Consider the following 22,313-nt stretch of genomic DNA (forward strand, 5'->3'; position numbering starts at 1 on the left):
AAGAGAGTAATTGAGTGCAATTAGACGACTGGATTCATCAGGAACCGAAACAGTTTGAATATTTCCATCGGATGATGGGATATATCATGCTGTCTCTGGTTCTGATCGTCTATCACTATACGGAGCCGGATACCAATTACCAGATTTTCGTTCCGTTGTTTCTGGCACTGGTCTTGGTGATCACACCGAAATTATCCCGGTGGATGATTTATAAATACGACTATAATTTAAAACGTAATTTCTTCTTTGTTCTAGATGTGATTATCGTATCGGTTGTACTTGCAGCTGTGCATCTGGATCTGGTGTTGTCCCTGCTGGCAGTGGTCACATTGCTGTATACTGCCATTAATAACAAGATTTCATTCATGATGGTGTCACTGGCTGGCCTGATTGGCACGATGATCTTTTATCTGTCTACCATTGGTATTTTTGGATTTACCAGCTATTTCAGTCCAACCAGTACCGAACTCACCGTACTAGGTTTCATCTGTCTGATTACTTATATTGGTGTTGGAAATTTCTATCAAAGCGGTCGTATGCAATATATGACCCAGAAGAAAAACCATTACTTCGACCAGATGAACCGTTATATGGAATTCGCCAATCAACTCAGCCGTTATGCGCCAGTGCAGTTATGGCAATCCATCATGAAAGGCGAATCTGAAGCTAAGATCGAATACAAACGTAAAAAACTCACGATTTTCTTTTCGGATATTCAGGGATTTACAGAGCTTTCTGAAACTCTGATTCCGGATGACTTGGCTTTCCTGCTGAATGACTATTTAAGTCATATGACTGAAATCGCCAAGAAATATGAAGCAACAGTCGATAAGTTTATGGGTGATGCCATCCTGATCTTCTTTGGCGATCCGCATTCAGATGGTGTAGAGCAGGATGCTAAAAACTGTCTGGAAATGGCAATTTCAATGCGTCAGCAAATGAAATTGTTACGCGAACGCTGGATCAAAATGGGTTATCCGCCATTACATATCCGTATGGGGATTTCAACCGGTTATTGCCACGTGGGGAACTATGGCGCCAATCACCGTATGGCCTATACGATTGTTGGTCGTGATGCCAATCTGGCTGCACGCTTACAAAGTGCTGCGGAAGTTGATGAAATCCTGATTTCTGAAGATACCCATAACCTGATCAAAAATGACTATCTATGTGCACCTAAAGAGCCAATTTTCCTGAAAGGGATTAAGGCACCAGTTCGCACCTGGCAGGTGATGGAAAAATATGCCTTCCAGAAAGTTGAATATCAACGCTGGTTTGATTATGAATATAAAGGTTTCCATTTACTGTTAAATCTGGATGAAGTGCAAAACTATGATTACCCAGAGTTGCTGCATGTGCTGGAGAAAATGATTAAACGCATTCAAACCCAGCAGCAACTGACCAACTCTCAAGGAATTGTGAAATTAAAACTTGAAGATGAAGTGATTGAGCCTTTATCTACTGATGAAGCATTTCGAGCAGCTGAACGATCAAAAGTCATCTAATTTTTATGATTTAAATAAATAATAAAGACCATAAAAAACCACGCCTAAGCGTGGTTTTTTGATTTTGAATCTTAATGATTTTCTGAAGCATGGTTGATGGTGTATTTTGGAATTTCAACTTCCAGATCTTCATCTACAATCTTCACTTGGCAAGACAGACGAGAGTCGGGTTCTAAACCCCAAGCACGATCGAGTAAGTCAGCTTCGACATCATTCATGTCTTCAAGGCTGTCGAAACCGCGACGGACAATTACGTGGCAAGTGGTACATGCACATGACATATCACACGCATGTTCAATCTTGATTCCGTTTTTCAGCATGCTTTCACATAGATTGGCATCTTGTTCAACTTCAAACTCAGCGCCTTCAGGGCAAATTTGCGCATGTGGAAGAACTTTAATACGTGGCATAGTCTTTACCTTAAATTAGTTTGAGTTTGACCAATCGTCGAGTTTAGTGCCTTTAAGGGCAGCATCAATATGTTGATTCATGCGCAGAGCAGCAAATGCATCACTATGTATTTTAAGCTGTTCTACTGCAGATTCAATGGCTTTGATATCTGTACCTTGTAGCTCGGACTCAAGTCGTGCTTGCGCAGCAGTCAGTTCTGCCAATTGCTGTTCATTCATCAATTGAGCATCTACTTTCAGTGCCTGAACCAGTGCTTCAAGTTCACGTTGTGCTTCCACCTTGGTTTCCTGCAGATGACGAAGATTTTTATCTTCTTCAGCAAACTGATAACCTTCTAACAATAGGCGTTCAGTATCTTCACTCGACAGACCATAAGATGGTTTGATATCGATTTGTGCAGTCACACCTGAAGTCATTTCTTTGGCAGAAACGGTTAACAAGCCATCTGCATCCACTTGGAAAGTCACTTCAATGCGTGCTTGACCTGCAGTCATTGGAGGAATACCATGCAGGACAAAACGGCCTAAGCTACGACAATGTTCTACCAGATCACGTTCACCTTGAACTACGTGAATCAGCATAGCGGTTTGGCCATCCTGATAGGTCGTAAATTCCTGGCGACGTGCGACTGGAATCGCGGTATTACGTGAAATCAGACGTTCAACCAGGCCACCCATAGTTTCCAGACCAAGAGAAAGTGGAGTCACATCTAATAATAATGATCCATCTTTGCTGTTACCAATGAGCTGATTTGCTGTAATTGAAGCACCAATCGCAACCACTTCATCCGGGTTAATGGTGCAAAGTGGTTCTTGGTTAAACACATCACGCACTGCCTTTTGCACAGCATATGAACGGGTAGAACCACCCACAAGAACTACATTCTGAATATCATCAAGTTCTAGCTTAGCATCACGCATGACACGCTTACATACGCTGATGGTTTTATCCAAAGCAACTTTGATAATTTCTTCAAAAGTCGGACGATCTAAAGTCAGGCTTTGGTCAAGCAGCTTTAATTCAACTGAGTCAGCATCAGATAATGCTTCTTTAGCTTTACGCGCAGCAGTAATGAAATGCGCATATTCAGCATCATCTAGGGTTTCGATATTAAGCTGTTTTTTAGCCCATTTCAGAATCAGACGATCCAAATCATCACCACCCAGAGCAGTATGGCCGCCAGTCGCCAATACTTCGAATACGCCTTGAGAGAAACGCAGAATGGATACGTCAAAGGTACCGCCACCCAAGTCATAAATCACATAGTTGCGATCTGTGCTCAAGTTGGTTTCTTGATCCAGTCCATAAGCTACCGCAGCAGCCGTTGGTTCATTCAATAAACGCAGAACATTTAAACCAGCCAGTTGCGCAGCATCACGTGTTGCCTGACGTTGTGCTTCATCAAAGTATGCAGGAACCGTAATCACGGCACCGTTAATCTCATTTTTTAAGCTGGCTTCAGCACGTTCTTTGAGCTGCTTTAAAATTTCCGCAGAAATTTCAACTGGCGTTTTACGACCTTGTGCAGTTTCAAATGCTGGCATTTCATTCGCTTCGCCCACCAAGGCATAAGGATGCTGGAATTTGATATCTGCTTGGGAGCGACCCATAAAACGTTTTACGGATACAATCGTATTTTTAGGATCGGTGGTAATAAAAGGTTTGGCATCATCGCCATATTCAGTGCTTTGTGCTGCATAATGAACGATAGAAGGAAGTAACACACGACCTTGTTCATCTTTGAGTACTTTGGCTTGACCTGAAAGAACCGTGGCAACCAAAGAGTGGGTGGTGCCTAAATCGATACCAATCGCAATGCGGTGTTCATGTGGTGCACTTGATTGACCTGGTTCTGCAATCTGCAAGAGAGCCATAGTGTTACATCCTTTGCACGTTAAAATTAAATAGAAAAATTAAAATTCATCATCAAGATCAAAGCTGTCATCATCCAGGAAACGGTCTTCCGCTTTGTCGATGTCCGCCATGACTTTAACAAAGAAACGCAGTTTACGCACGGTATCGCGAGCTTCACCCCAGTCTTCATCTTCATAGTCGATTTTGAACTCACGAACCAGACCATCAATCCATTGCTGAACTTCAACTTTCAGAGAAGAAAGATCTTCAGCAGATGAGGCTTCATCTAATTGTTCGCGAATTTCCAGCGCATCCTGAAGAAATTCAAAATCGCTAATAGACTGATCCAGATGATAGTCCTGTTTTTTTAAAGACAGTAAATAAGCTGCACGGCTATCAACCGCTGACAAAGCCTTGAATGCCTGGTTGATCTCGCTTGATTTAATCAAAGCCTGATCTTTATCTTCAGCTTTATCGGGGTGATATTGTTGCTGCAACTTTAAAAACTCTGCTTTTAAAGTGGCTAAATCAATATCGAGTGCTACAGGAAGATTGAACAACTCAAAATGATTCATGGGAGATAGAGTCCGCGATTAATATGCAAAAATGATTAAGCTTGATGACAATTAAAATAACTTGCCTAAATGCAATTAAAACAGTGTATTTCACACTGTTTTAATGCTGAAAAAAGAGAATTATTGTTGCAATCAGACAGTGAATGACTCACCACAACCACATTCGCCTTTTTTATTTGGGTTATTAAATTCGAAGCCTTCGTTCAAGCCGTTTTTCACGTAGTCCATTTCTAGACCTTCGAGATAAACCAGACTTTTTGGGTCTACGAAAACTTTAACACCAAACTGTTCAAAGACCTGGTCATGAGTGTCGACTTCGTCAACAAACTCAAGAACATAAGCAAGACCAGAACAGCCTGAAGTTTTCACACCAACACGAATGCCTTCACCCTTACCGCGACTTTTGAGGTAATTGCTGATATGAGTTGCTGCATTTTCAGTTAAGTGGATCATGAAAACTCCGTGAATCTTTCTTCAAAAAACGAATGATTAAGCTTTAGACTTCTTGTTACGGTAGTCTTCAACAGCCGCTTTAATTGCATCTTCAGCCAATACAGAGCAGTGCACTTTTACTGGTGGAAGAGCCAATTCATTTGCGATATCAATGTTTTTGATCGCTTGTGCTTGGTCTAAGGTTTTACCTTTTAACCATTCAGTCACTAATGAACTTGATGCAATTGCAGAACCGCAACCATAAGTTTTAAAACGTGCTTCTTCAATCACGCCTTCATCATTAACCTGGATCTGTAAACGCATTACGTCACCACAAGCAGGTGCACCGACCATACCAGTACCAACGTTTTCTGCATTTTTGTCTAAAACACCAACGTTACGTGGGTTTTCGTAATGATCAATTACTTTTTCGCTATAAGCCATATTGCTTCTCCAAAACTCGGGGTCAGCCTTAATATAAATATGGGGATTAAAAATTTTTTATCAATGAGATAGCGATATAAATACAGCTATCTCAGAGTCAAAAATTAGTGCTCAGCCCATTCAACTGTAGAAAGGTCGATACCTTCTTTGTACATATCCCAAAGCGGAGAAAGTTCACGTAATTTCTCAACAGCAGCTTTAGTAATATTTAAAACGTGATCGATATCTTCTTCAGTGGTGTACTTACCAAAGCTGAAGCGGATCGAACTATGTGCAAGCTCATCAGAAAGACCTAATGCACGAAGTACATAAGATGGTTCAAGTGTTGCAGACGTACATGCTGAACCTGAAGATACCGCTGCATCTTTCAATGCCATCATCAATGATTCACCTTCAACAAAGTTGAAACTTACGTTTAGGTAGTTTGCAACGTTTTGAGTTGGGTGACCATTCAGGAATACCTGTTCAAGACCTTGTAAGCCATTCCAAAGCTTGTCACGAAGTACACGTAAACGAGCTTGTTCAGACTGTAAATTTTTACCTGCAAGTTCAAATGCTTCACCCATACCAACGATCTGGTGAGTTGCAAGAGTACCTGAACGCATACCGCGTTCATGACCGCCACCATGCATTTGTGCTTTTAGACGTACACGTGGTGAACGACGTACGAACAGGGCACCAATACCTTTAGGACCATAAATTTTATGTGCAGAGAAGCTCATCAAATCGACTTTCAATTGAGAAAGATCGATTTCAACTTTACCCGCAGCCTGTGCGGCATCAACGTGGAAGAAAATCTTTTTCGCACGGGTGATTTCACCAATCGCAGCAACATTAGTTGTCGTACCGATTTCGTTGTTTACCATCATTAGGGAAACAAGAATGGTATCTGGACGGATTGCTGCTTCAACCATTTCTGGAGTAATTAAGCCAGTTTTTGGTTGCGGATCAAGATAAGTAATCTCAAAACCTTCAGACTCTAGCTCACGACATGTATCCAAAATTGCTTTATGTTCAATTTTAGAAGTAATGATGTGTTTGCCTTTAGATGCATAGAATTGAGCTACACCTTTCAATGCAAGGTTGTCAGATTCTGTTGCACCCGAAGTCCATACGATTTCACGCGGATCAGCTTTTACTAAATTCGCCACTTGTTCACGGGCGTATTCAACTTTTTCTTCCGCTTGCCAGCCATAAGCATGTGAACGAGATGCTGCATTACCGAAGGTGCCTTCGAAAGTTAAGCATTCCATCATACGTTCTGCAACTTGAGGATCTACCGGAGTTGTTGCTGCATAGTCAAGATAAATCGGACGTTTCATGTCAAATACCTGTAACCGATAAAAGGGCTGAATCAATGTTTGCTGAATTTTGGCGTAATGACACGGTTTGTACGTTGTCACGGGCTACAAGGTCAGCAAGGGTGATTTTTGCGAGATAATCGGCAATGTGATGGGAGAGTTCTTGCCATAAATCATGAGTCAAGCACATCGCGCCATTTTGGCAGTTGCCTTTATGGTCACAGCGAGTCGCATCAACTGTTTCGTTTACAGCTTCAATAATTGCTAACACAGTAATTTCATCTGCGCTGCGTGCTAAATGGTATCCACCATTGGCACCGCGAACACTCGAAACTAGACCATGACGTTTTAGTTTCGCAAATAACTGCTCGAGATAGGCAACAGAAATAGTTTGACGTGCTGCAATTTCAGCAAGCGTGATCGTTTGTTCAGATGGCTGCAAAGCTAAATCAAGTAGAGCAGTCACTGCGTAGCGACCGCGAGTGGTTAGGCGCATGATTCGATACACATGGTTAGACTAGATGTGTAGATTTTATGAATCCCGACTAAATTAGTCAAGTTATTTTTGTGAATGGCGAGCGTATTTAATTTTCTGAAATTGAAAGAATTACGCACTGATCCAATTATACACTAATAATGCAATCAAAAGTACTGTGATTATACTAAAGGCCATATTGATCTGCTTTTGACGGCGTTCCATACGTTTAATGCGGTTGCGATACTGTTTAACTTCAACTTGCAGGCTATTAATTTTAGAACGTTGATCTTCAATTTTCTTTAATAAAGGCGCAATACGTTTTCTTGATGAAACAATATCGGTCTCATCTGCTGGTGGTTCAGATAACCAGTGTTTCCAGTCGGACAATACTTTAGGTAAGGCAAATAAAGTCAGTAAATCACGGAATTCGTCTTTTAAAACTTGATTCCCGTCAATACGCATCGCACGAATGCTTCTGCGATTGCCAAAGATAAAGATCTTAATCAGATCCATTAAAGTGGTGCGAACATCCAGATCAATAACTCTGCCTGGTGCTTTATAGTCAAATAACAGCCCGTCTTTGGTAAACTGAATATAGAAATCAAAATATGGAATATAACTATTGATTTTTATTGTAATATTCTCATCTACAAACTTCTTCGCCTGAAGTGCAACAACACGGTCATGTTTGAGAATGAACGTGAATATTGTTTCTAAAACGATCAAAGTCATCGTAAGCAACAAATGTGGTTGATTTTGACTTTGTTGCGATTCACTCATATATACAACCAATCCTTACCTGAAAATTAAAATGGAAAAGCATCCTGCTGAGTAAAAGATTTCAGGGTTAAATCAAATTAGACTTGAAATAAAGTGCTTTGTAGAACACTTTAGCAAATCTATCAAGCCCTAAATTTGCTATTATGCGGTGATTTTGTAGATAATTTTATGATATTTGCATAGAAAATAAGCAGGAGTCGTGTACATGGATAAAACAAAAACGACACAAGATACAGATCAGGAATTGATTGAAAAACCAGTGAAGGGTAAGTCAAAGTCTGCCTCAGAGCGACGTTCGATGCTGGACTTTCGTAAATATACCAAGCAGATCTGGTTAGCTGGCCTTGGGGCATTTTCCCGCGCAGAGGAAGAAGGCAATAAACTGTTTGACTCGCTGGTCAAGGTCGGAGAAGAGCTGGAATCCAAAACAGTCGATATTGCAGATCAAACTGTGGAAAAAGTCTCCGAGAAAGCACACGAATCTGTGACAGATACCAAAGATAAGGCTGAAAAACTGATCGACAACTCTGTTCATCATTCCTTGAATCGTATAGGATTAGTGACACTGAAGGATGTAAAACATCTGGAGCGTTTAATTCTTCAGTTGCATGCCAAGGTTGATGAATTGACCTTGCAGCAAGAAAAAATACAGAAAGAATTATCGGAAAAAATACACACAAAATGATTTTCTTCATAATTCAATGTTTTTTTCGCATATATTTTAAAAAAAAAGAGGTTTATAAGTATTGCGTTTATACCTAAAGCATTGCTATAAAGGCGTTATGGTAGTTTAAACAAATTCTTGGACCTTAAATAAACGATATTAAGAGGACGTAGTTTTCATGAATAAATCAGAATTAATTGATGCAATTGCAGAGAAAGGGGGATTATCTAAGGCTGACGCAGGTAAAGCTTTAGATGCTACAATTGCTTCTGTTACTGAAGCTTTAAAAGCGGGTGATACAGTAACTCTAGTTGGTTTCGGTACTTTCGGCGTTAAAGAGCGTGCTGCACGTACTGGCCGTAATCCACAAACTGGTGCTACTCTTGAAATTAAAGCAAGCAAAGTACCTAGCTTCAAAGCAGGTAAAGGCTTAAAAGACGCTGTTGCTTAAGCTGCTTCAATCCTAAAACGCGCCTTCTTTGGCGCGTTTTTTATTGATAGATTTAATTGTTTTGATTAACACATTCATTCAATGGGTTTTTTCGGTTAAAATCCTCTGCAAATAAAATATTGGAATACTTATGGAATCTTTTCGTAAAGTTATTAAGGGTTGGTTGGGCAAGGTCTTGCTCGTTCTGTTTTTAACCCCTTTAGCGCTTGTAGGTATTGAAGGATATTTTAGCGGCGGGAATTCTGATGCAGCAAAATCAGTCAATGGAACTGATATCTCTAAACAAGAATTAGAGTCACTGACAAAATCATTCAAACAACAATACTTAAGTTATGCCAATGGTGATGAAACCTTATTAAATCAAAGCTTCATCGATCAAAAAGCGATGGATACCCTAATTGCGCGTACCTTGCTTTTGCAACAGGCAGAAAAACTGGGAATTAGCCTGAGTGACCAGCAGATCGCACAAATGATTTCACAGCAGCCTTCTTTCCAGGAGAATGGCAAATTTTCCAATGCTTTATATGAAAATTATCTGAAATCAATTGGCATGACCAACAATGCTTTAGTAGAAAGTTTACGTAAAGACCATGCACTGAAAATGCTGTCTTCTACTTTTATGGATTATCCACTGGTCAGTCCGGTAGAAATGCAGCAAATTGCAGATCTGCAAACTGAACAGCGTCATATTCATATCGCTAGCGTGAATCTGGACAGCTATAAAAAAGCAGTAAAAGTATCAGAAGCTGATATTGCAACATATTATGAAAAGCACAAATCCCAGTTCAAGCAACCAACTAGCGTTGATGTGGATTATGTGGTGATCAAGGCGAGCAATATTGATACTGCCAATGTAGCGGTTAGTGATGCAGAATTGCAGGAAGCCTATAATAAATTTGTGGCTGACCAGAAGCAGAATGTGAAACCAGAGGTTAAACATATTCTGGTGACTGCTGATAGTCGTAGCGATGCTGAAGCCAAAAAACTGGCAAACGAAATTGCAGCTAAAATCAAAGCCGGTACCACTTTTACACAAGCAGCAGCTCAATACTCTGAAGATCCTGAATCTAAATCTAAAGGCGGTGCTATTGCTGTGTATGAAAAAGGCGTGTTCGGTACTACTTTTGATCAGACTGTTGCATCTTTAAAATCTGGTCAAGTTTCAGCGCCTGTTAAAACAGATTATGGCTACCATATTATTTCAGTCCAATTGCCTGATGTGGCAGTTCCATCTTTTGAGTCTCAAAAAGCACGTTTATCTGAAGAAGTATTGGCAGCAAAAAAATCTAATGCATTCTCTGATACGGTAAACAGTCTGAATGACATGGTCGTAAGTGCGGACTCGCTGGATGTTGTTGCTCAGGAAGTGAAGGGTGTTCAAGTTCAGAAAGCAAATGGTGTGACCCTTGCGACACGTGATCCATTGCTAAGTAATGCGGCTGTCAAAGTTAAACTATTTAATGATGACGTGAAAAATGGCGACCGTAATGCATCGTCAAGCATTCAGTTAGCCAATGGTGATGTGGCTTGGGTAAAAGTTCGCAATTATCATGCAGCGGGTGAGCAGACACTGGCAGAAGCTAAACCAGCAGTAAAAGCGAAACTGATTCAAGATAAAGCATTTGCTGCGGCTAAAGCTGAAGTGCAAACTGCATTAAATGAGTTTAAAACCAAGCCTGCAGCATCAGTTGCGAAAGGTAAACTGGTATTTGAAGATGCAGGCATCTATACACGCGCAGAAGGTCTGCTTAAGCGTGATGTACAACGTGCAGCATTTAGCGTACCAGCGCCTAAAGCAGGTCACTGGTCAGTAACGACAGCAAATATGCCAAATGAATTGGTTGTTGTGGCAGTTTCTGAAGTGAAGAAAAATCCGATCGATGTTTTAAGTGCAGAGCAACGTAGTGAACTGGTGAAATTATATCAACAGCTTCGTGGTCAACAAGAATTTGATGACTATACGCGTTACTTAAAATCTCACGCAAAAATCAAATAAGATCCGATTGTAAAAAACCAGCCTGAGGGCTGGTTTTTTTATTATTCTGAGTAGTGAAATAAATCATATCGAAAATAAAAAAGAGAGCATATAGCTTTCTTTTAAAATCCGGCTATTTTATTCCGCTCTAAAAATCAGCTCATAACCTGTATATTTTCGGATATTAATCACGCCAGTATCTAGAATCAGATATTGACCTTTAATTCCTTGTAATTTGCCTCGGATCACTGGAGTTTTGTCCAGATTGTGAGATTTGATTTTGTCTGGATATTGCTCTACCGGATAAATGAACTCACGCGGTAATTCCTTGTCCAGTACTTCAATATTCTCATTAAACTGCAAATTCTGATTAAACTCTTCACGAATGGTTTGGATTTTTGGTGCAAATTCTTCAATCAGCTGATCGCGAACTTCAATCAGATTTAAAGGTTCCGCTTCGCCTTTGAGTAATTTACGCCAGTCAGTTTTATCTGCGACTTGGGTGCCAAACATCACTTCCAGTTTACCGGAAAGCCGGCGAGAACCCACTTTCATGATAGGAAGCGCCTGAGTTGCACCTTGATCCAGCCAACGAGTCGGCATTTGATTGATACGGGTAATTCCGACTTTCAATGCACTGGAATTGGCCAGATAAACAATATGTGGCTGGAAGCAGACATTCTGTGCAAATTCATCTTCCCGGCAGGTACCTAAATGATAATGGCAGGTTTCCGGTTTCATGATGCACATATCACATGAAGCTTTAGTTTTAAAACATTTAAAACAGTGGCCTTGTGAGAATGATTTAGAAGTTTTTTTGCCGCAAAAAACACAATAGATATTTCCTGTCCATTCAATCTCGATTTCCTGACCTAACTGAAATGGAAGGTTAATTTCTGATCCATCTAATATTAATTTATATTCAACATTTGCCCGCTGGGTATTTTGATCAGTTACACTAAGGTCTGTAAGACCGACGTGCATTTTATGGCAAATGCCCTGAAGTTCCATAAAAAATTACTCACTTAAATCATAAGGATGCAGTCATGGCTGAACAGAATGTCATCACTTCAATGCTAGACGATTTCGCTAAGGAACAGCCAATTCATACTGCTATTTGTATCGGGCAGGATTTGACCCAATCTCAATTTCAGCAATCTATTCAATGGCACTATTTTAACGTATCTGAGGTTTTAAATCTGCCTTTTCAACAGCGTTATGACCTGGCAATAGTGATGCTGGATACTCCTGAAACCTTAGCATTGTCAGAACAGCAGAAGAGTCAAATTCTGGTTAAAATGCGTGATTTATTTGCAAAACGTCTGGTTGTGGTGAGTCGCTTGCAGGATGAGAAACTGCTCAGGTCTCTGGGTTTGACCCAGCTGATTGACAAGACAGTTCATGGGGTAGATTTTGCACTCTGGCAATTCAATATTTTGACTTATAAACATGTGCCAGACTGGTTTAACTCTAAATTCTGGGCTAACCCTGAAAATTGGGATAAATATCGCTGGTAAAACTGGAGGGCTGATAAGGTCTTATATCAATATTGCAAATATTAACAAAATCCTGCATGGAAAATAGGAGTCAAGACTCTATTCTGTAGAGAAGTCGTATACAGGAATGAGTTATGACCAATCTTAGTAGTATTGTGGAAATGCTGGCCAAGCAAGCCTTGGGAAATAACCAGTCGCAATCCCAGCAGCGTTCATCCCAGCAAGGGGGATTGGCAGATATTCTTGGATCAGTATTGGGTCATATCAATAATGCCAGTCAGCAAAACCAGAATCCAAATCAGCAGCATCAAAACTCACAACAGCAAAACAAGCAAAATGGTCTAGGCGCAATTTTAGGTTCTGTACTCAGTCAGCTCGGAGGTGGGAGTCAATCTTCCGCTCGACCGAGTTCTGGACTGGGTGGCAGTTCAACGACAAAGACTTTATTGATTGCTGTCTTGCCTCTGGTCTTGGCCTGGATTCAGAAACAGGGCGGTTTGCAAGGAGCCTTGGACAAACTCAAAGGACAAGGTTTAAATAGCCAGGTCGATGACTGGGTCTCTACTGGCCCGGGTGAAAATGCCAATCTTGATCCGCAGCAGGTACAAAACCTGTTTGATGACCAGGAAGTAGAACAGGTCGCAGAACAGACCCATGTGCCTAAACAGGATGTCTATAGCGCCATTTCTCAGGTCTTGCCGCAGATTATTGATTCACTGACACCACAAGGTGAGCAAACCAGCAAGCAGGAAGCCAATAATGATATTCAGAATGTATTGAATATGGTCTCAGGCTTGTTTAAAAAATAAATCTATCTATCCAATAAAAAATCCCGACTTTTAGCCGGGATTTTTTCTATTGAATTCTTTAAGCTTCTTCCAGATTCAAACTAAAGAGTCGGTTGGATTTACAGATCTTCTTGGCCACATAATGCGATTTTCTAAGACGGATTAAAATAATCTGAGACTGAAATTCCAGTTCGCCAAATTCAGGTTCGACCTGAACATAGTGCAACTGACCATACTCATCCCGAACTCGCGCTTGGGCAGAAAACCCGGGTCGGGCATTACCGCTCGAAATTGTGGCTAAACGGCCTAACAGGTTTACATCATTCTTTTTATATTTAGGTGGAATGACCTGATCCAGACAATGAATCATAAATACGGTAAAGAAAATCGCAATGATCAATGCCGGTAGAATGATGTAATAGGCAGGTAAGAAATGATATTCCTGTGAATAGATCAGAAACTGAAGCAAATAGCCGGCAAAGCTAAAATTCATCAAGAAGAAAAAAACAATCAGGGTTTTGGAAAATTTAACATTTAGCCATTCAACATTCTGAAAGTCATATGGGGAAATGCGTTTCAGGAGTTGACTGGGTTTAAGCTTAAAATAGAAGGCAACTGTTTTTGCCATACCAAGCAGAATGATGAACAATAAACTGAGATGAAATGGCATCAGGTTATAGTCAAGTAAAAACTCAGGCATGGCAAAATCCGTTTTAGCTATTATTCTGAAAGATAAATTCCACCATCAGAATGCACGGTAATATCAACTTTTTCAAGTGATTGACCTTGGCAAGGTCCAGAAATACATTCACCGCTTTCTACTACGAACAGCGCACCATGAGTAGAGCATTCAATAAACTCCTGATCACGGTCCAGAAACTGGTTTTCCAGAAATTCCAGTTCTACCTGTAAATGTGGACAAATATTCTGGTAAGCATAAAACGAACCATCACGCTGGGTGATAAAAATTGTATCCCCATTTGGAAGTTCGAAAGAGCGCGCTTCACGCTCTGGAATATCGTCAGTCATGCAAATTTTTAACATTAAGCACATTCCTTAAGAACATCTTTTAATAATGCTGTGTATTCTGAAACAGCCAGACGTGGACCAAATTGCGCTACCACTTGACTAGACACTAAAATTGCCAGTTCTGCTGCTGTTTTTAAACCAAGACCTGCGTTAAGTGCATATAAAAAAGCACCCGCAAAAGCATCGCCAGCACCATTGGCATCCACTGCAGTTACAGCACGGCCCGGTACAGTAAAGGTTTCACTATTATTGGAAATAAGCGCACCATCAGCTGACATTGTAATGACAACGTATTGACTTAATTTCTTGAGTTTAGCTAGAGCTGCTTCGATGGTATCTGTTTCGGTATACATCAATGCTTCTTGCTGGTTGCAGAACAAGAGATCAACGCCATCTGCAATCATTTCATCCAGACCGGCACGAGCATATTGCACCATGGCAGGATCAGAAAGGGTAAATGCGATTTTAACCCCATTGGCTTTGGCAATTTCACGCGCCTGTTTTACGGCCTGACGCGCTGTTTCTGAAGTGGATAGATAGCCTTCGATATAGAGCCATTTAGCGGTTGTTAATGGCTGGAAATCAATCTGTTTATCTGTGAGTTCAGCAGTAATACCTAAATAGGTATGCATGGTACGTTCAGAATCTGGGCTGACCAGAACCATACAGGTGCCAGTTACACCTTCGCTGATCGATTGGGTTGTAGTTTTAATGCCAGCTTCATTTAAGCCATGCAGATAGATATGCCCCAGATCATCATCACCGACACGGCAGGCATAGAATGCAGAGCCGCCCAAAGCTGCAAATGCAACCGTAGTATTAGCTGCTGAACCGCCTGAAGCCTGACCTTTATAGGTTTGAGTTGCTTTTAAATTTTGATACAGAGTAGCCTGAGCTTCACCATCCGCAAGTTGCATGGTGCCTTTTTGCAAGTGATGTGCAGTTAAAAACTCATCAGAAACTTTAAATTCCTGGTCAATCAGCGCATTGCCAATCGCAAAAAGGTCAACAGTAGACATATTCAAATATCACATTAAAAATGAAAGTGCTAAGTTTACACGATTGCTCGGGTTTGCTGTAGTTCACTGAAACATTTTCAGAATACTTTAAAAAATACTCTAACTTATTCAGCTTGAATCTTTGGTCTAAGAATTGGTTTATTTTTAAACGGTGGAGAGTACAGGCATTGATTTAAAGGTTAGATTTTATTTATAAGATTAGAGTACCAAGCAGTTATACTGGTGCGACATTTGAACAATCATCTAAAACAGTGTGGGTATATGGATATTAAGATTGTAACAGCCGAGCAACTCCCTGATCAGATTGACACTCTAGCGACACTGGCGCGTAAAGAAGGTTATGACCTGATTGATAAGTTAATTGAAGAATACCGCACTGGAAAAAACTGTTTCAGTCAAACTAATGAATTTCTGGCCTGTGCCTATGATGGCAATAAACTGATTGCCTGTGGCGGATTAAACCAGCAATGGGGTGATAACGGCATTGAAGAACGGATTGGACGGGTACGTCGTTTCTATGTGCATCCAAAATATCGTCAACATGGTGTAGGTAAGCAGCTTCTGGCTTATCTGGAGCAGTTGGCACGGCCATTTTATTCAGCACTTTGTTTACAGACCGACACCAAACTGGCAGCCAGTTTCTATCAGAAACAGAACTACGTCTTTGTTGAAAACCACCCGAGTTATAACTATTTCAAGTATATGATCTAGAGATCATTGCCAAACCTGATCATTTAAAAAATCAGATGATCAGGTTTACTTAATTCGATCAAAATCCTCGGTTTTCTGCGTGAATAATTCAAACAACTACAGCTATAATGCGAATAATAATTTTTTAATTTAAGCATTAGGAGATCGCATGACTGTAGATGTCACTGAAACCATTTCTCAAACTGTACATCCTGCGTTTCAGTTGGTACGTCAACAACATGTTGAAGCTTTAGACATTTTAGTGTCTGAATATAAGCATAAAGTGACTGGAGCCACCCATTATCATCTGGCGACCAATCATGATGAAAATGTTTTTCTGGTTGCGTTTCGCACTCAGCCAATGGATTCAAAAGGTGAAGCGCACATTCTGGAACATACTGCACTGTGCGGTTCAGAAAAATTCCCGGTACGTGATCCGTTCTTCCTGATGATTCGCCGTTCGCTTAATACTTTTATGAATGCCTTTACAGCGGCAGACTGGACGGCTTATCCATTCGCAACTCAAAATGATAAGGACTTCCAGAACTTATTAGAAGTGTATATGGATGCGGCTTTCGCTGCGAACCTGAATCCGCTGGATTTTGCTCAGGAAGGTATCCGTATTGAACTGGAAAATGGCGAACCGGTATATAAAGGCGTGGTATTTAATGAAATGAAAGGGGCAATGAGCTCACCTTCAGATCAGCTTTATCATACTTTGGCGCATCACTTATTCCCGGACACCACTTATCACTACAACTCAGGCGGCGATCCTAAAGATATTCCAGACCTGACTTATGAGGAGCTGGTGAACTTCTATAAAACGCATTACCATCCAAGTAATGCTGTATTTATGACCTTTGGCAATAAGTCTGCTGCTGAGTTACAGGAACAGTTTGAAAATCTGGCGCTGTCTAAATTTGGAAAAGGTGAAACACTTTATTCAACGCCAGAAACCCGTTTAACTGCGCCACTCAATGTAACAGAAACCTATGCAGTTGATGCTGAGGATCTGAAGGACAAGACTTATCACGTATTGTCATGGTTATTGCCGGAGGCGAGTGATATCAAGCTACGTTTAGGCTTGCGTCTGGTTGAAGGGATTTTGCTGGAAGATTCAGCATCTCCACTACGTCATTACTTGGAAACCTGTGGTTATGCACAGTCAACTGGTCCATTCATGGGCGTAGATGATTCCAACTTTGAAATGACTTTCTACTGTGCGGTTCAAGGTTCAAATCCTGAACATGCTGAAGAATTCAAAAATGGTGTTTTCAAAGTTCTGGAAGATGTTGCATCTAAACCTGTTGATCAACAGGCAGTAGATGCGATCCTGCATCAGATTGAGCTGCATCAGCGTGAAATCAATGGTGATGGTACACCTTATGGTCTAAGCCTGATCTTGAGCGGTTTAAGCAGTGCAATTCATCATCGTGATCCGGTTGAAGTCTGGGATGTTGATTCTGCGATTGCTTCAGTAAAAGAAGAGCTACAGGATCCAATGTGGTTATCAAATCTGATTAAAGATCATCTTTTAGATAACCCGCACCGTGTTCAACTGACTTTAGTTCCAGATGCAAGCAAATCTACCAAAGAAGCGGAAGAAGAAAAAGCACGTCTGGCTGAAATTGGTAAAGCTTTAACTGAAGAGCAAAAAGCAGAGATCAATGCCCAAACTGAAGCATTAAAGATCCGCCAAGATACCCCAGACGATTTGAATCTGTTACCTAAAGTCGGTCTGGAAGATGTGCCTGCGGAATTGCAGATTGTTCAAGGCCAGTTGCGTGAGATTATCTGTAACCGCGTAGATACGCCGTTGAATCTTTATCATGCAGGTACTAATGGGATTTATTACCAACAGGTATTGGTGAAAATTCCAGATGAAGTGGTGCAATCACCGTATTTCAACCTATTGTCTATTTTAATGGGTGAAGTCGGTGCGGGTGAATATGATTACCTGCAATTCCAGCAACTGCAAACAGCAGTCAGTGGTGGTCTGGGCATGGGCGCTTCATTGCGTTCTAAAGTGGATGACAAAAACAAGATCAGTGCGTGGTTAACTTTAACGACTAAATCTTTGGCTAGCCATCTGGATGCGATCCGTCTGTTAAAGATCGGTTTTGAGCAGCTACGCTTTGATGAAAAAGGCCGTATTATTGAGTTATTACAACAGCGTAAAACTCGCTGGCAATCACGTATTTCCGGTTCGGGTCATAGCTATGCGATGCAAGTGGCATCACGTCAGCATAGCGCTCTAGCCTTGCGTGATTATCATAATACCGGTCTGGGTGCTTTGAACTGGCTGATTAACTTGGTCAATCAGGCTGAAAAAGAGCCAGCAGCTTATGACGCCATGATTGATGAATTAAAACGCATTCATGCAGTCTTGCTGCAAGCACCAAAACAATTCCTGTTGGTGTGTGAAGAACAGCAGTCTGAGCGTCTGATTGAAGAAATTCAAAATGTCTGGGATAAGCTGGAAGTGAATACTGCACCTGCAGAATTGACTCAGGTTGAAAAAGTTAATCACAGCAATGATGAAGCCTGGTTGATTCAGACCAATGTGCAGTTCTGTGCAGCAGCTTATCCTGCGGTAGAAGTTTCACATCCTGATGCTGCTGCCTTGATGGTATTGGCAGGCTACTTGCGTAATGGTTATCTGCATAGCGCAATCCGTGAAAAAGGCGGTGCTTATGGTGGTGGCGCAAGCTATGACGGCAATGCATGTTCATTCCGCTTCTATAGTTATCGCGATCCACGCTTAGCAGAAACTTTCCAGGACTTTGATGCAAGTATTCAATGGTTACTTAACGCACCTCAACAACCGCATCAGCTGGAAGAAGCTATCTTAGGCTTAATTGCCAGTATGGATAAACCGGGTTCACCAGCAGGTGAAGCAATTACCGCCTGTTATGCCTACCTGCATCAACGTACACCAGCGTTCCGTAAACAGCTTCGGGAACGTTTGTTGCATGTCAATTTAGATGACTTGAAACGTGTTGCACAGACTTATCTGGTTGAACAGAAAGCTTCAAAAGCGGTGGTTGCGCCATTTGCCAAACGAGAAACTTTAGAACAACTCGGCTTTACAATTCAGCAAGTTCAATAAATAAAAACAATGAGGATAGAGGATGGCGCTTAATTCTATTAAGCGCTCAACTTTGCAGCTGGGCGTTTTGCTTGGCTGTGTAGTTGGGACGCAAGTAAATGCGGAAGATAAAACTGTAGCGAGTAGTCCGATGCCGGCAACGGCGGAGGCTTGCTCTGCGGTTGAAACCAATTCAGAACGCTTGGCCTGTTATGATGCGGTATTTAAAATACCGGCCGATAGTAAGCCTGAGATTGTTTCTGAACGGCGTGCAGCCATAGAAATTGCGCCCGAACCCGATAACCTCAAAGCGAAAATTGAACAGACCGTTTCCAATATCTATGCTTCAGAAGGATCAAAGCTGACTCCGGCTTTATCTTTGCTGGATAGTCGTTGGGAACTGTCGCCGGAAAGTAAACTGGGTACCTGGAATATCCGTTCCTATCAGCCGATTTATTTGATGCCAGGGTTCTGGACTTCCAAGAAAAACGAGTTTCCGCAAAGTGAAAACCCAAATAACACGGTTAAAGAAGACCAGAATTTGACCTCGATTGAGGGTAAATTCCAGTTATCTTTAAAAACCAAGGCAGTTGAAAATATTCTGGGTGACAATGGTGATCTCTGGCTGGGCTATACCCAGTCTTCACGTTGGCAGGTGTATAACTCGGAAGAGTCCCGACCATTTCGTGAAACTAATTATGAGCCTGAAGCCAGCCTGATCTTCCGTACCAATTATGATCTGTTTGGTTTGAACTGGCGCATGCTGGGACTAACCCTGAATCATCAATCAAATGGCCGTTCGGATCCATTATCTCGTAGCTGGAACCGGGTAATGCTGAATCTCGGTTTTGAAAAAGACAACTTCGCCATGATGCTACGCCCTTGGTATCGTATCGAAGAAGACCGGGCTGATGACAATAATCCCGAGATTAAAAACTATATCGGACGTGGGGATTTAACTGCGTTTTATCGTCATAATGCCCACGATTTTTCTTTGATGTTGCGTCATACACTTAAAGGTGGTGATGATAACCGTGGTGCAGTACAGTTCGATTGGTCATTTCCGATCAGTGGGCGTCTACGCGGTCAATTCCAGCTCTTTGATGGTTATGGTGAAAGTCTGATTGATTATAATCATCGTGCGACCTATGTGGGTCTAGGTGTGTCCTTAATGAATTGGTACTAATGTGTTTCATGTAAAAAACCACGCTTAGGCGTGGTTTTTTTGCTTATGGGTATTCATTTAAATCTTAACCAATCTGAATTTCTGAAGGCGGATGTTTAAGACGACTCTTTTTCGGTGTTGCAATTAAATAGGCAAGAGTTAAAGGCCCTAGACGACCCGCATACATCATTAGCATCAGAATGATTAAACTTGCTGGCTGCAATTCTCCAGTGACACCACGTGTTAATCCAACTGTACAGGCGGCAGAAACCGCCTCAAACAGCAAATCTAAAAAATCATGATCGGGTTCTAGAATGAGTAAACTCATAAAACCGGTCATGACCAGACCTGCAGTAATACACACAACCGCTAAGGCTTTAAAAGTAGTTTTCTCAGAAATAGAATGATTGAACAAGCGGATTTCATCTTCACGGCGTAGAAAACTGATTACACTGATCACCACAATAATAAACGTACCAACTTTAATTCCACCTGCCGTACTTAAGGAACCGCCACCAATAAACATTAAAAAAATGGTGACTAGACTAGAGGCATCGCTCATCTGGTCCATGGGCAGACTATAAAAACCCGAGGAGCGGGGAACTGTGGCATGAAACCAGGCGTTGAGCGCCTGATCACCTACGCTCATCAGCGCTAATGTTTGTGGATTAGAGGCTTCTAATAGCCAGAGTACAATAAAAGCACTCAGGTTAAGACCCATAATCGTCGTTAGAATGAGTTTGCTATTCGGACTGAGCTTGCGCCAGCTTTTATTCTGTTTTACATCCATCAGAACCAGAAAACCGATCCCGCCAATGATATAGAGCATGCTGATCGTGAAGGTCACGAAATACTGGCCGGAAAAGCTCATTAAGCTATTTGGAAAAAGAGAAAACCCGCCATTATTAAACGCAGAAACACTATAGAAAGCTGCATAAAACAGTGCTTCACCAAAAGGATAATCTTCTAGCCACGCCAAGGTTAAAATCAGGGTGCCAATCGCTTCAAAAAACAGGGAATATAGGAATACCGCTTTAATGGTAAAACTGACTTTCTTCAAACTGGTCTGGCCAATAGATTCCTGTGCCATCACTTGCTGTCTTAAGCCAAGTTTAGGCGACAGGCTCATGAAAGCGAGTATGGCAAAAGTCATAAAGCCGAGGCCACCACATTGCAGCAGGAACATAATCACGACCTGCCCAAAAGGTGTATAAGCTTCACCAACATTGACCACAGATAGCCCGGTAATCGTCACTGCAGAAGTTGCTGTAAAAATCGCTTCTAACCAGCTGATTTCAGTTTGATGGGCAAAGGGCAGCATCAGTAATAAAGAACCAATAAAAATCAGCCCGAGAAAACCTAAGGCCAGCAGACTCGGTGGACTGAGATTGACAATCCTGTTCTGGTTTAAATTTGAGCTTTTCATATGGCCTTAAAATGCTTGGACAAACGGCGTAGAGGGTCCAGCAATCCTTCGACCACCAGAATGTCACCTTCCTTAAGTAATAGTCCAAGATCTACGATATGTTGTATTTCAGTGCCACGTTTATGCAAAAGAACTTTAATTTCGGGAACCTGACTCATTAACTGGTGTAAGGGAGTGTCATTATGATCGGCATGAATCTCGATCTTGACAATATAATGATCATCTTCAAGTGACATATAACGGCTAACCATCGGGTAGCTGAGTGATTGTGCCACACGAACGCCCATATCTTCTTCTGGGTGAATAATTTTTTCGACATTCAGATGAGTCAAAATCATATGGTGGGCTTTGGATTTGGCTTTGGCCCAGATTTTCTTTACACCCATATTTTTTAGATGCAGTACACACAGAATGCTGGCTTCAATATCTTCACCAATCGCGACTACGACTGCTTCACAGCGCTGGATATCCAGCTCATCCAGGACATGCTCATCGGTTGCATCGGCAATGACCGCATGGGTGAGCTGATCGGAAATATTTTCCACATATTTTTTATCGAGATCGATTCCAATTACATCATGTTTCAAGCTGATCAGTTGAGTCGCCACTGTTGCACCGAAGCTGCCCAGCCCAATGACTGCAAATAATGCCATGCATATTTCCCTAAATCTTTTTATTTCAAATCAGTTCGTGTCTAATAAGTAAGTATCTTAAAGATTTTTATAATTTTCAGCTATCTGGC

23 protein-coding genes are annotated in these 22,313 nt (G+C 41.4%); 9 read left to right on the top strand and 14 right to left on the bottom strand.

Annotated features, from left to right (window positions below; all coding sequences use genetic code 11):
* The first annotated feature begins 14 nt into the window (after window positions 1-14).
* A complete protein-coding gene (locus tag F897_RS09430; RefSeq protein ID WP_005235359.1) occupies window positions 15-1,505 on the top strand; it encodes an adenylate/guanylate cyclase domain-containing protein in 1,491 nt (496 codons plus the stop codon).
* A gap of 71 nt (window positions 1,506-1,576) precedes the next feature.
* On the opposite strand, the gene fdx is transcribed toward F897_RS09430, so the two are convergent.
* The 8 genes from fdx to F897_RS09470 form a co-directional block, all read right to left on the bottom strand.
* Complete coding sequence (gene fdx, locus F897_RS09435; protein ID WP_004786069.1) at window positions 1,577-1,915, bottom strand: ISC system 2Fe-2S type ferredoxin; 339 nt, start codon at window positions 1,913-1,915, stop codon at window positions 1,577-1,579.
* Window positions 1,916-1,930: 15 nt separating this feature from the next.
* On the bottom strand, window positions 1,931-3,790 hold the full coding sequence (hscA, locus tag F897_RS09440; RefSeq protein ID WP_005235361.1) for a Fe-S protein assembly chaperone HscA: 1,860 nt from the start codon (window positions 3,788-3,790) through the stop codon (window positions 1,931-1,933).
* Between the two features lie 39 nt (window positions 3,791-3,829).
* On the bottom strand, window positions 3,830-4,345 hold the full coding sequence (gene hscB, locus F897_RS09445) for a Fe-S protein assembly co-chaperone HscB (protein WP_004786065.1): 516 nt from the start codon (window positions 4,343-4,345) through the stop codon (window positions 3,830-3,832).
* Between the two features lie 132 nt (window positions 4,346-4,477).
* Window positions 4,478-4,798, bottom strand: coding sequence for an iron-sulfur cluster assembly protein IscA (gene iscA / locus F897_RS09450; protein WP_004786063.1), 321 nt, complete (start codon window positions 4,796-4,798; stop codon window positions 4,478-4,480).
* Window positions 4,799-4,834: 36 nt separating this feature from the next.
* Window positions 4,835-5,221, bottom strand: coding sequence for a Fe-S cluster assembly scaffold IscU (iscU, locus tag F897_RS09455; RefSeq protein ID WP_004786061.1), 387 nt, complete (start codon window positions 5,219-5,221; stop codon window positions 4,835-4,837).
* Between the two features lie 104 nt (window positions 5,222-5,325).
* The gene (locus tag F897_RS09460; RefSeq protein WP_005235364.1) at window positions 5,326-6,543 is read right to left on the bottom strand and encodes an IscS subfamily cysteine desulfurase; all 1,218 of its coding nucleotides are present in this window, start codon (window positions 6,541-6,543) and stop codon (window positions 5,326-5,328) included.
* A 1-nt stretch (window position 6,544) separates the two neighbouring features.
* On the bottom strand, window positions 6,545-7,018 hold the full coding sequence (locus F897_RS09465) for an Rrf2 family transcriptional regulator (RefSeq protein WP_004786058.1): 474 nt from the start codon (window positions 7,016-7,018) through the stop codon (window positions 6,545-6,547).
* Window positions 7,019-7,129: 111 nt separating this feature from the next.
* Window positions 7,130-7,780, bottom strand: coding sequence for a hypothetical protein (locus F897_RS09470; RefSeq protein ID WP_005235366.1), 651 nt, complete (start codon window positions 7,778-7,780; stop codon window positions 7,130-7,132).
* Window positions 7,781-7,985: 205 nt separating this feature from the next.
* Between F897_RS09470 and F897_RS09475 the strand changes: the two genes are divergently transcribed.
* The 3 genes from F897_RS09475 (at window position 7,986) to F897_RS09485 (ending at window position 10,891) form a co-directional block, all read left to right on the top strand.
* Window positions 7,986-8,465, top strand: coding sequence for a phasin family protein (locus tag F897_RS09475; RefSeq protein WP_005235367.1), 480 nt, complete (start codon window positions 7,986-7,988; stop codon window positions 8,463-8,465).
* 157 nt (window positions 8,466-8,622) lie between these two features.
* Window positions 8,623-8,895, top strand: coding sequence for an HU family DNA-binding protein (locus tag F897_RS09480; RefSeq protein WP_004786051.1), 273 nt, complete (start codon window positions 8,623-8,625; stop codon window positions 8,893-8,895).
* 130 nt (window positions 8,896-9,025) lie between these two features.
* Window positions 9,026-10,891, top strand: coding sequence for a SurA N-terminal domain-containing protein (locus tag F897_RS09485; protein ID WP_005235368.1), 1,866 nt, complete (start codon window positions 9,026-9,028; stop codon window positions 10,889-10,891).
* Window positions 10,892-11,008: 117 nt separating this feature from the next.
* Here the strand turns inward: F897_RS09485 and F897_RS09490 are convergent, their stop codons facing one another.
* Entirely contained in the window at window positions 11,009-11,881 is an 873-nt protein-coding gene (locus F897_RS09490) for a DUF2797 domain-containing protein (protein WP_005235369.1), read from the bottom strand.
* Between the two features lie 35 nt (window positions 11,882-11,916).
* On the opposite strand from F897_RS09490, the gene F897_RS09495 reads away from it, so the two are divergent.
* Window positions 11,917-12,387 (top strand): DUF6231 family protein, encoded by a 471-nt coding sequence (locus tag F897_RS09495; protein ID WP_005235370.1) that lies wholly within the window; start codon window positions 11,917-11,919, stop codon window positions 12,385-12,387.
* Between the two features lie 113 nt (window positions 12,388-12,500).
* Window positions 12,501-13,175 (top strand): YidB family protein, encoded by a 675-nt coding sequence (locus tag F897_RS09500; RefSeq protein ID WP_005235371.1) that lies wholly within the window; start codon window positions 12,501-12,503, stop codon window positions 13,173-13,175.
* A gap of 58 nt (window positions 13,176-13,233) precedes the next feature.
* On the opposite strand, the gene F897_RS09505 is transcribed toward F897_RS09500, so the two are convergent.
* From F897_RS09505 to F897_RS09515, 3 genes are read right to left on the bottom strand one after another with little or no spacing between them, the layout of a single operon-like run.
* A complete protein-coding gene (locus tag F897_RS09505; protein ID WP_005235372.1) occupies window positions 13,234-13,854 on the bottom strand; it encodes an OB-fold-containig protein in 621 nt (206 codons plus the stop codon).
* Window positions 13,855-13,874: 20 nt separating this feature from the next.
* A complete protein-coding gene (locus tag F897_RS09510) occupies window positions 13,875-14,183 on the bottom strand; it encodes a Rieske (2Fe-2S) protein (RefSeq protein ID WP_373684488.1) in 309 nt (102 codons plus the stop codon).
* Window positions 14,184-14,197: 14 nt separating this feature from the next.
* On the bottom strand, window positions 14,198-15,202 hold the full coding sequence (locus tag F897_RS09515) for an adenosine kinase (protein WP_005235376.1): 1,005 nt from the start codon (window positions 15,200-15,202) through the stop codon (window positions 14,198-14,200).
* Between the two features lie 261 nt (window positions 15,203-15,463).
* On the opposite strand from F897_RS09515, the gene F897_RS09520 reads away from it, so the two are divergent.
* From F897_RS09520 to F897_RS09530, 3 genes are all read left to right on the top strand, one after another.
* The gene (locus F897_RS09520) at window positions 15,464-15,913 is read left to right on the top strand and encodes a GNAT family N-acetyltransferase (protein ID WP_004786033.1); all 450 of its coding nucleotides are present in this window, start codon (window positions 15,464-15,466) and stop codon (window positions 15,911-15,913) included.
* A 148-nt stretch (window positions 15,914-16,061) separates the two neighbouring features.
* On the top strand, window positions 16,062-19,001 hold the full coding sequence (locus F897_RS09525; RefSeq protein ID WP_005235378.1) for an insulinase family protein: 2,940 nt from the start codon (window positions 16,062-16,064) through the stop codon (window positions 18,999-19,001).
* A 22-nt stretch (window positions 19,002-19,023) separates the two neighbouring features.
* The gene (locus tag F897_RS09530; RefSeq protein WP_005235380.1) at window positions 19,024-20,166 is read left to right on the top strand and encodes a phospholipase A; all 1,143 of its coding nucleotides are present in this window, start codon (window positions 19,024-19,026) and stop codon (window positions 20,164-20,166) included.
* 64 nt (window positions 20,167-20,230) lie between these two features.
* Here the strand turns inward: F897_RS09530 and F897_RS09535 are convergent, their stop codons facing one another.
* Together F897_RS09535 and F897_RS09540 are read right to left on the bottom strand one after the other, a co-directional pair.
* Entirely contained in the window at window positions 20,231-21,571 is a 1,341-nt protein-coding gene (locus F897_RS09535) for a TrkH family potassium uptake protein (protein WP_004786026.1), read from the bottom strand.
* A complete protein-coding gene (locus F897_RS09540; protein ID WP_005235383.1) occupies window positions 21,568-22,224 on the bottom strand; it encodes a potassium channel family protein in 657 nt (218 codons plus the stop codon). Before F897_RS09540 ends, F897_RS09535 begins: the two co-directional genes overlap by 4 nt.
* Between the last annotated feature and the right edge of the window lie 89 nt (window positions 22,225-22,313).

The organism is Acinetobacter variabilis, from assembly GCF_000369625.1.
GTDB classification, from domain to species: Bacteria; Pseudomonadota; Gammaproteobacteria; order Pseudomonadales; family Moraxellaceae; genus Acinetobacter; species Acinetobacter variabilis.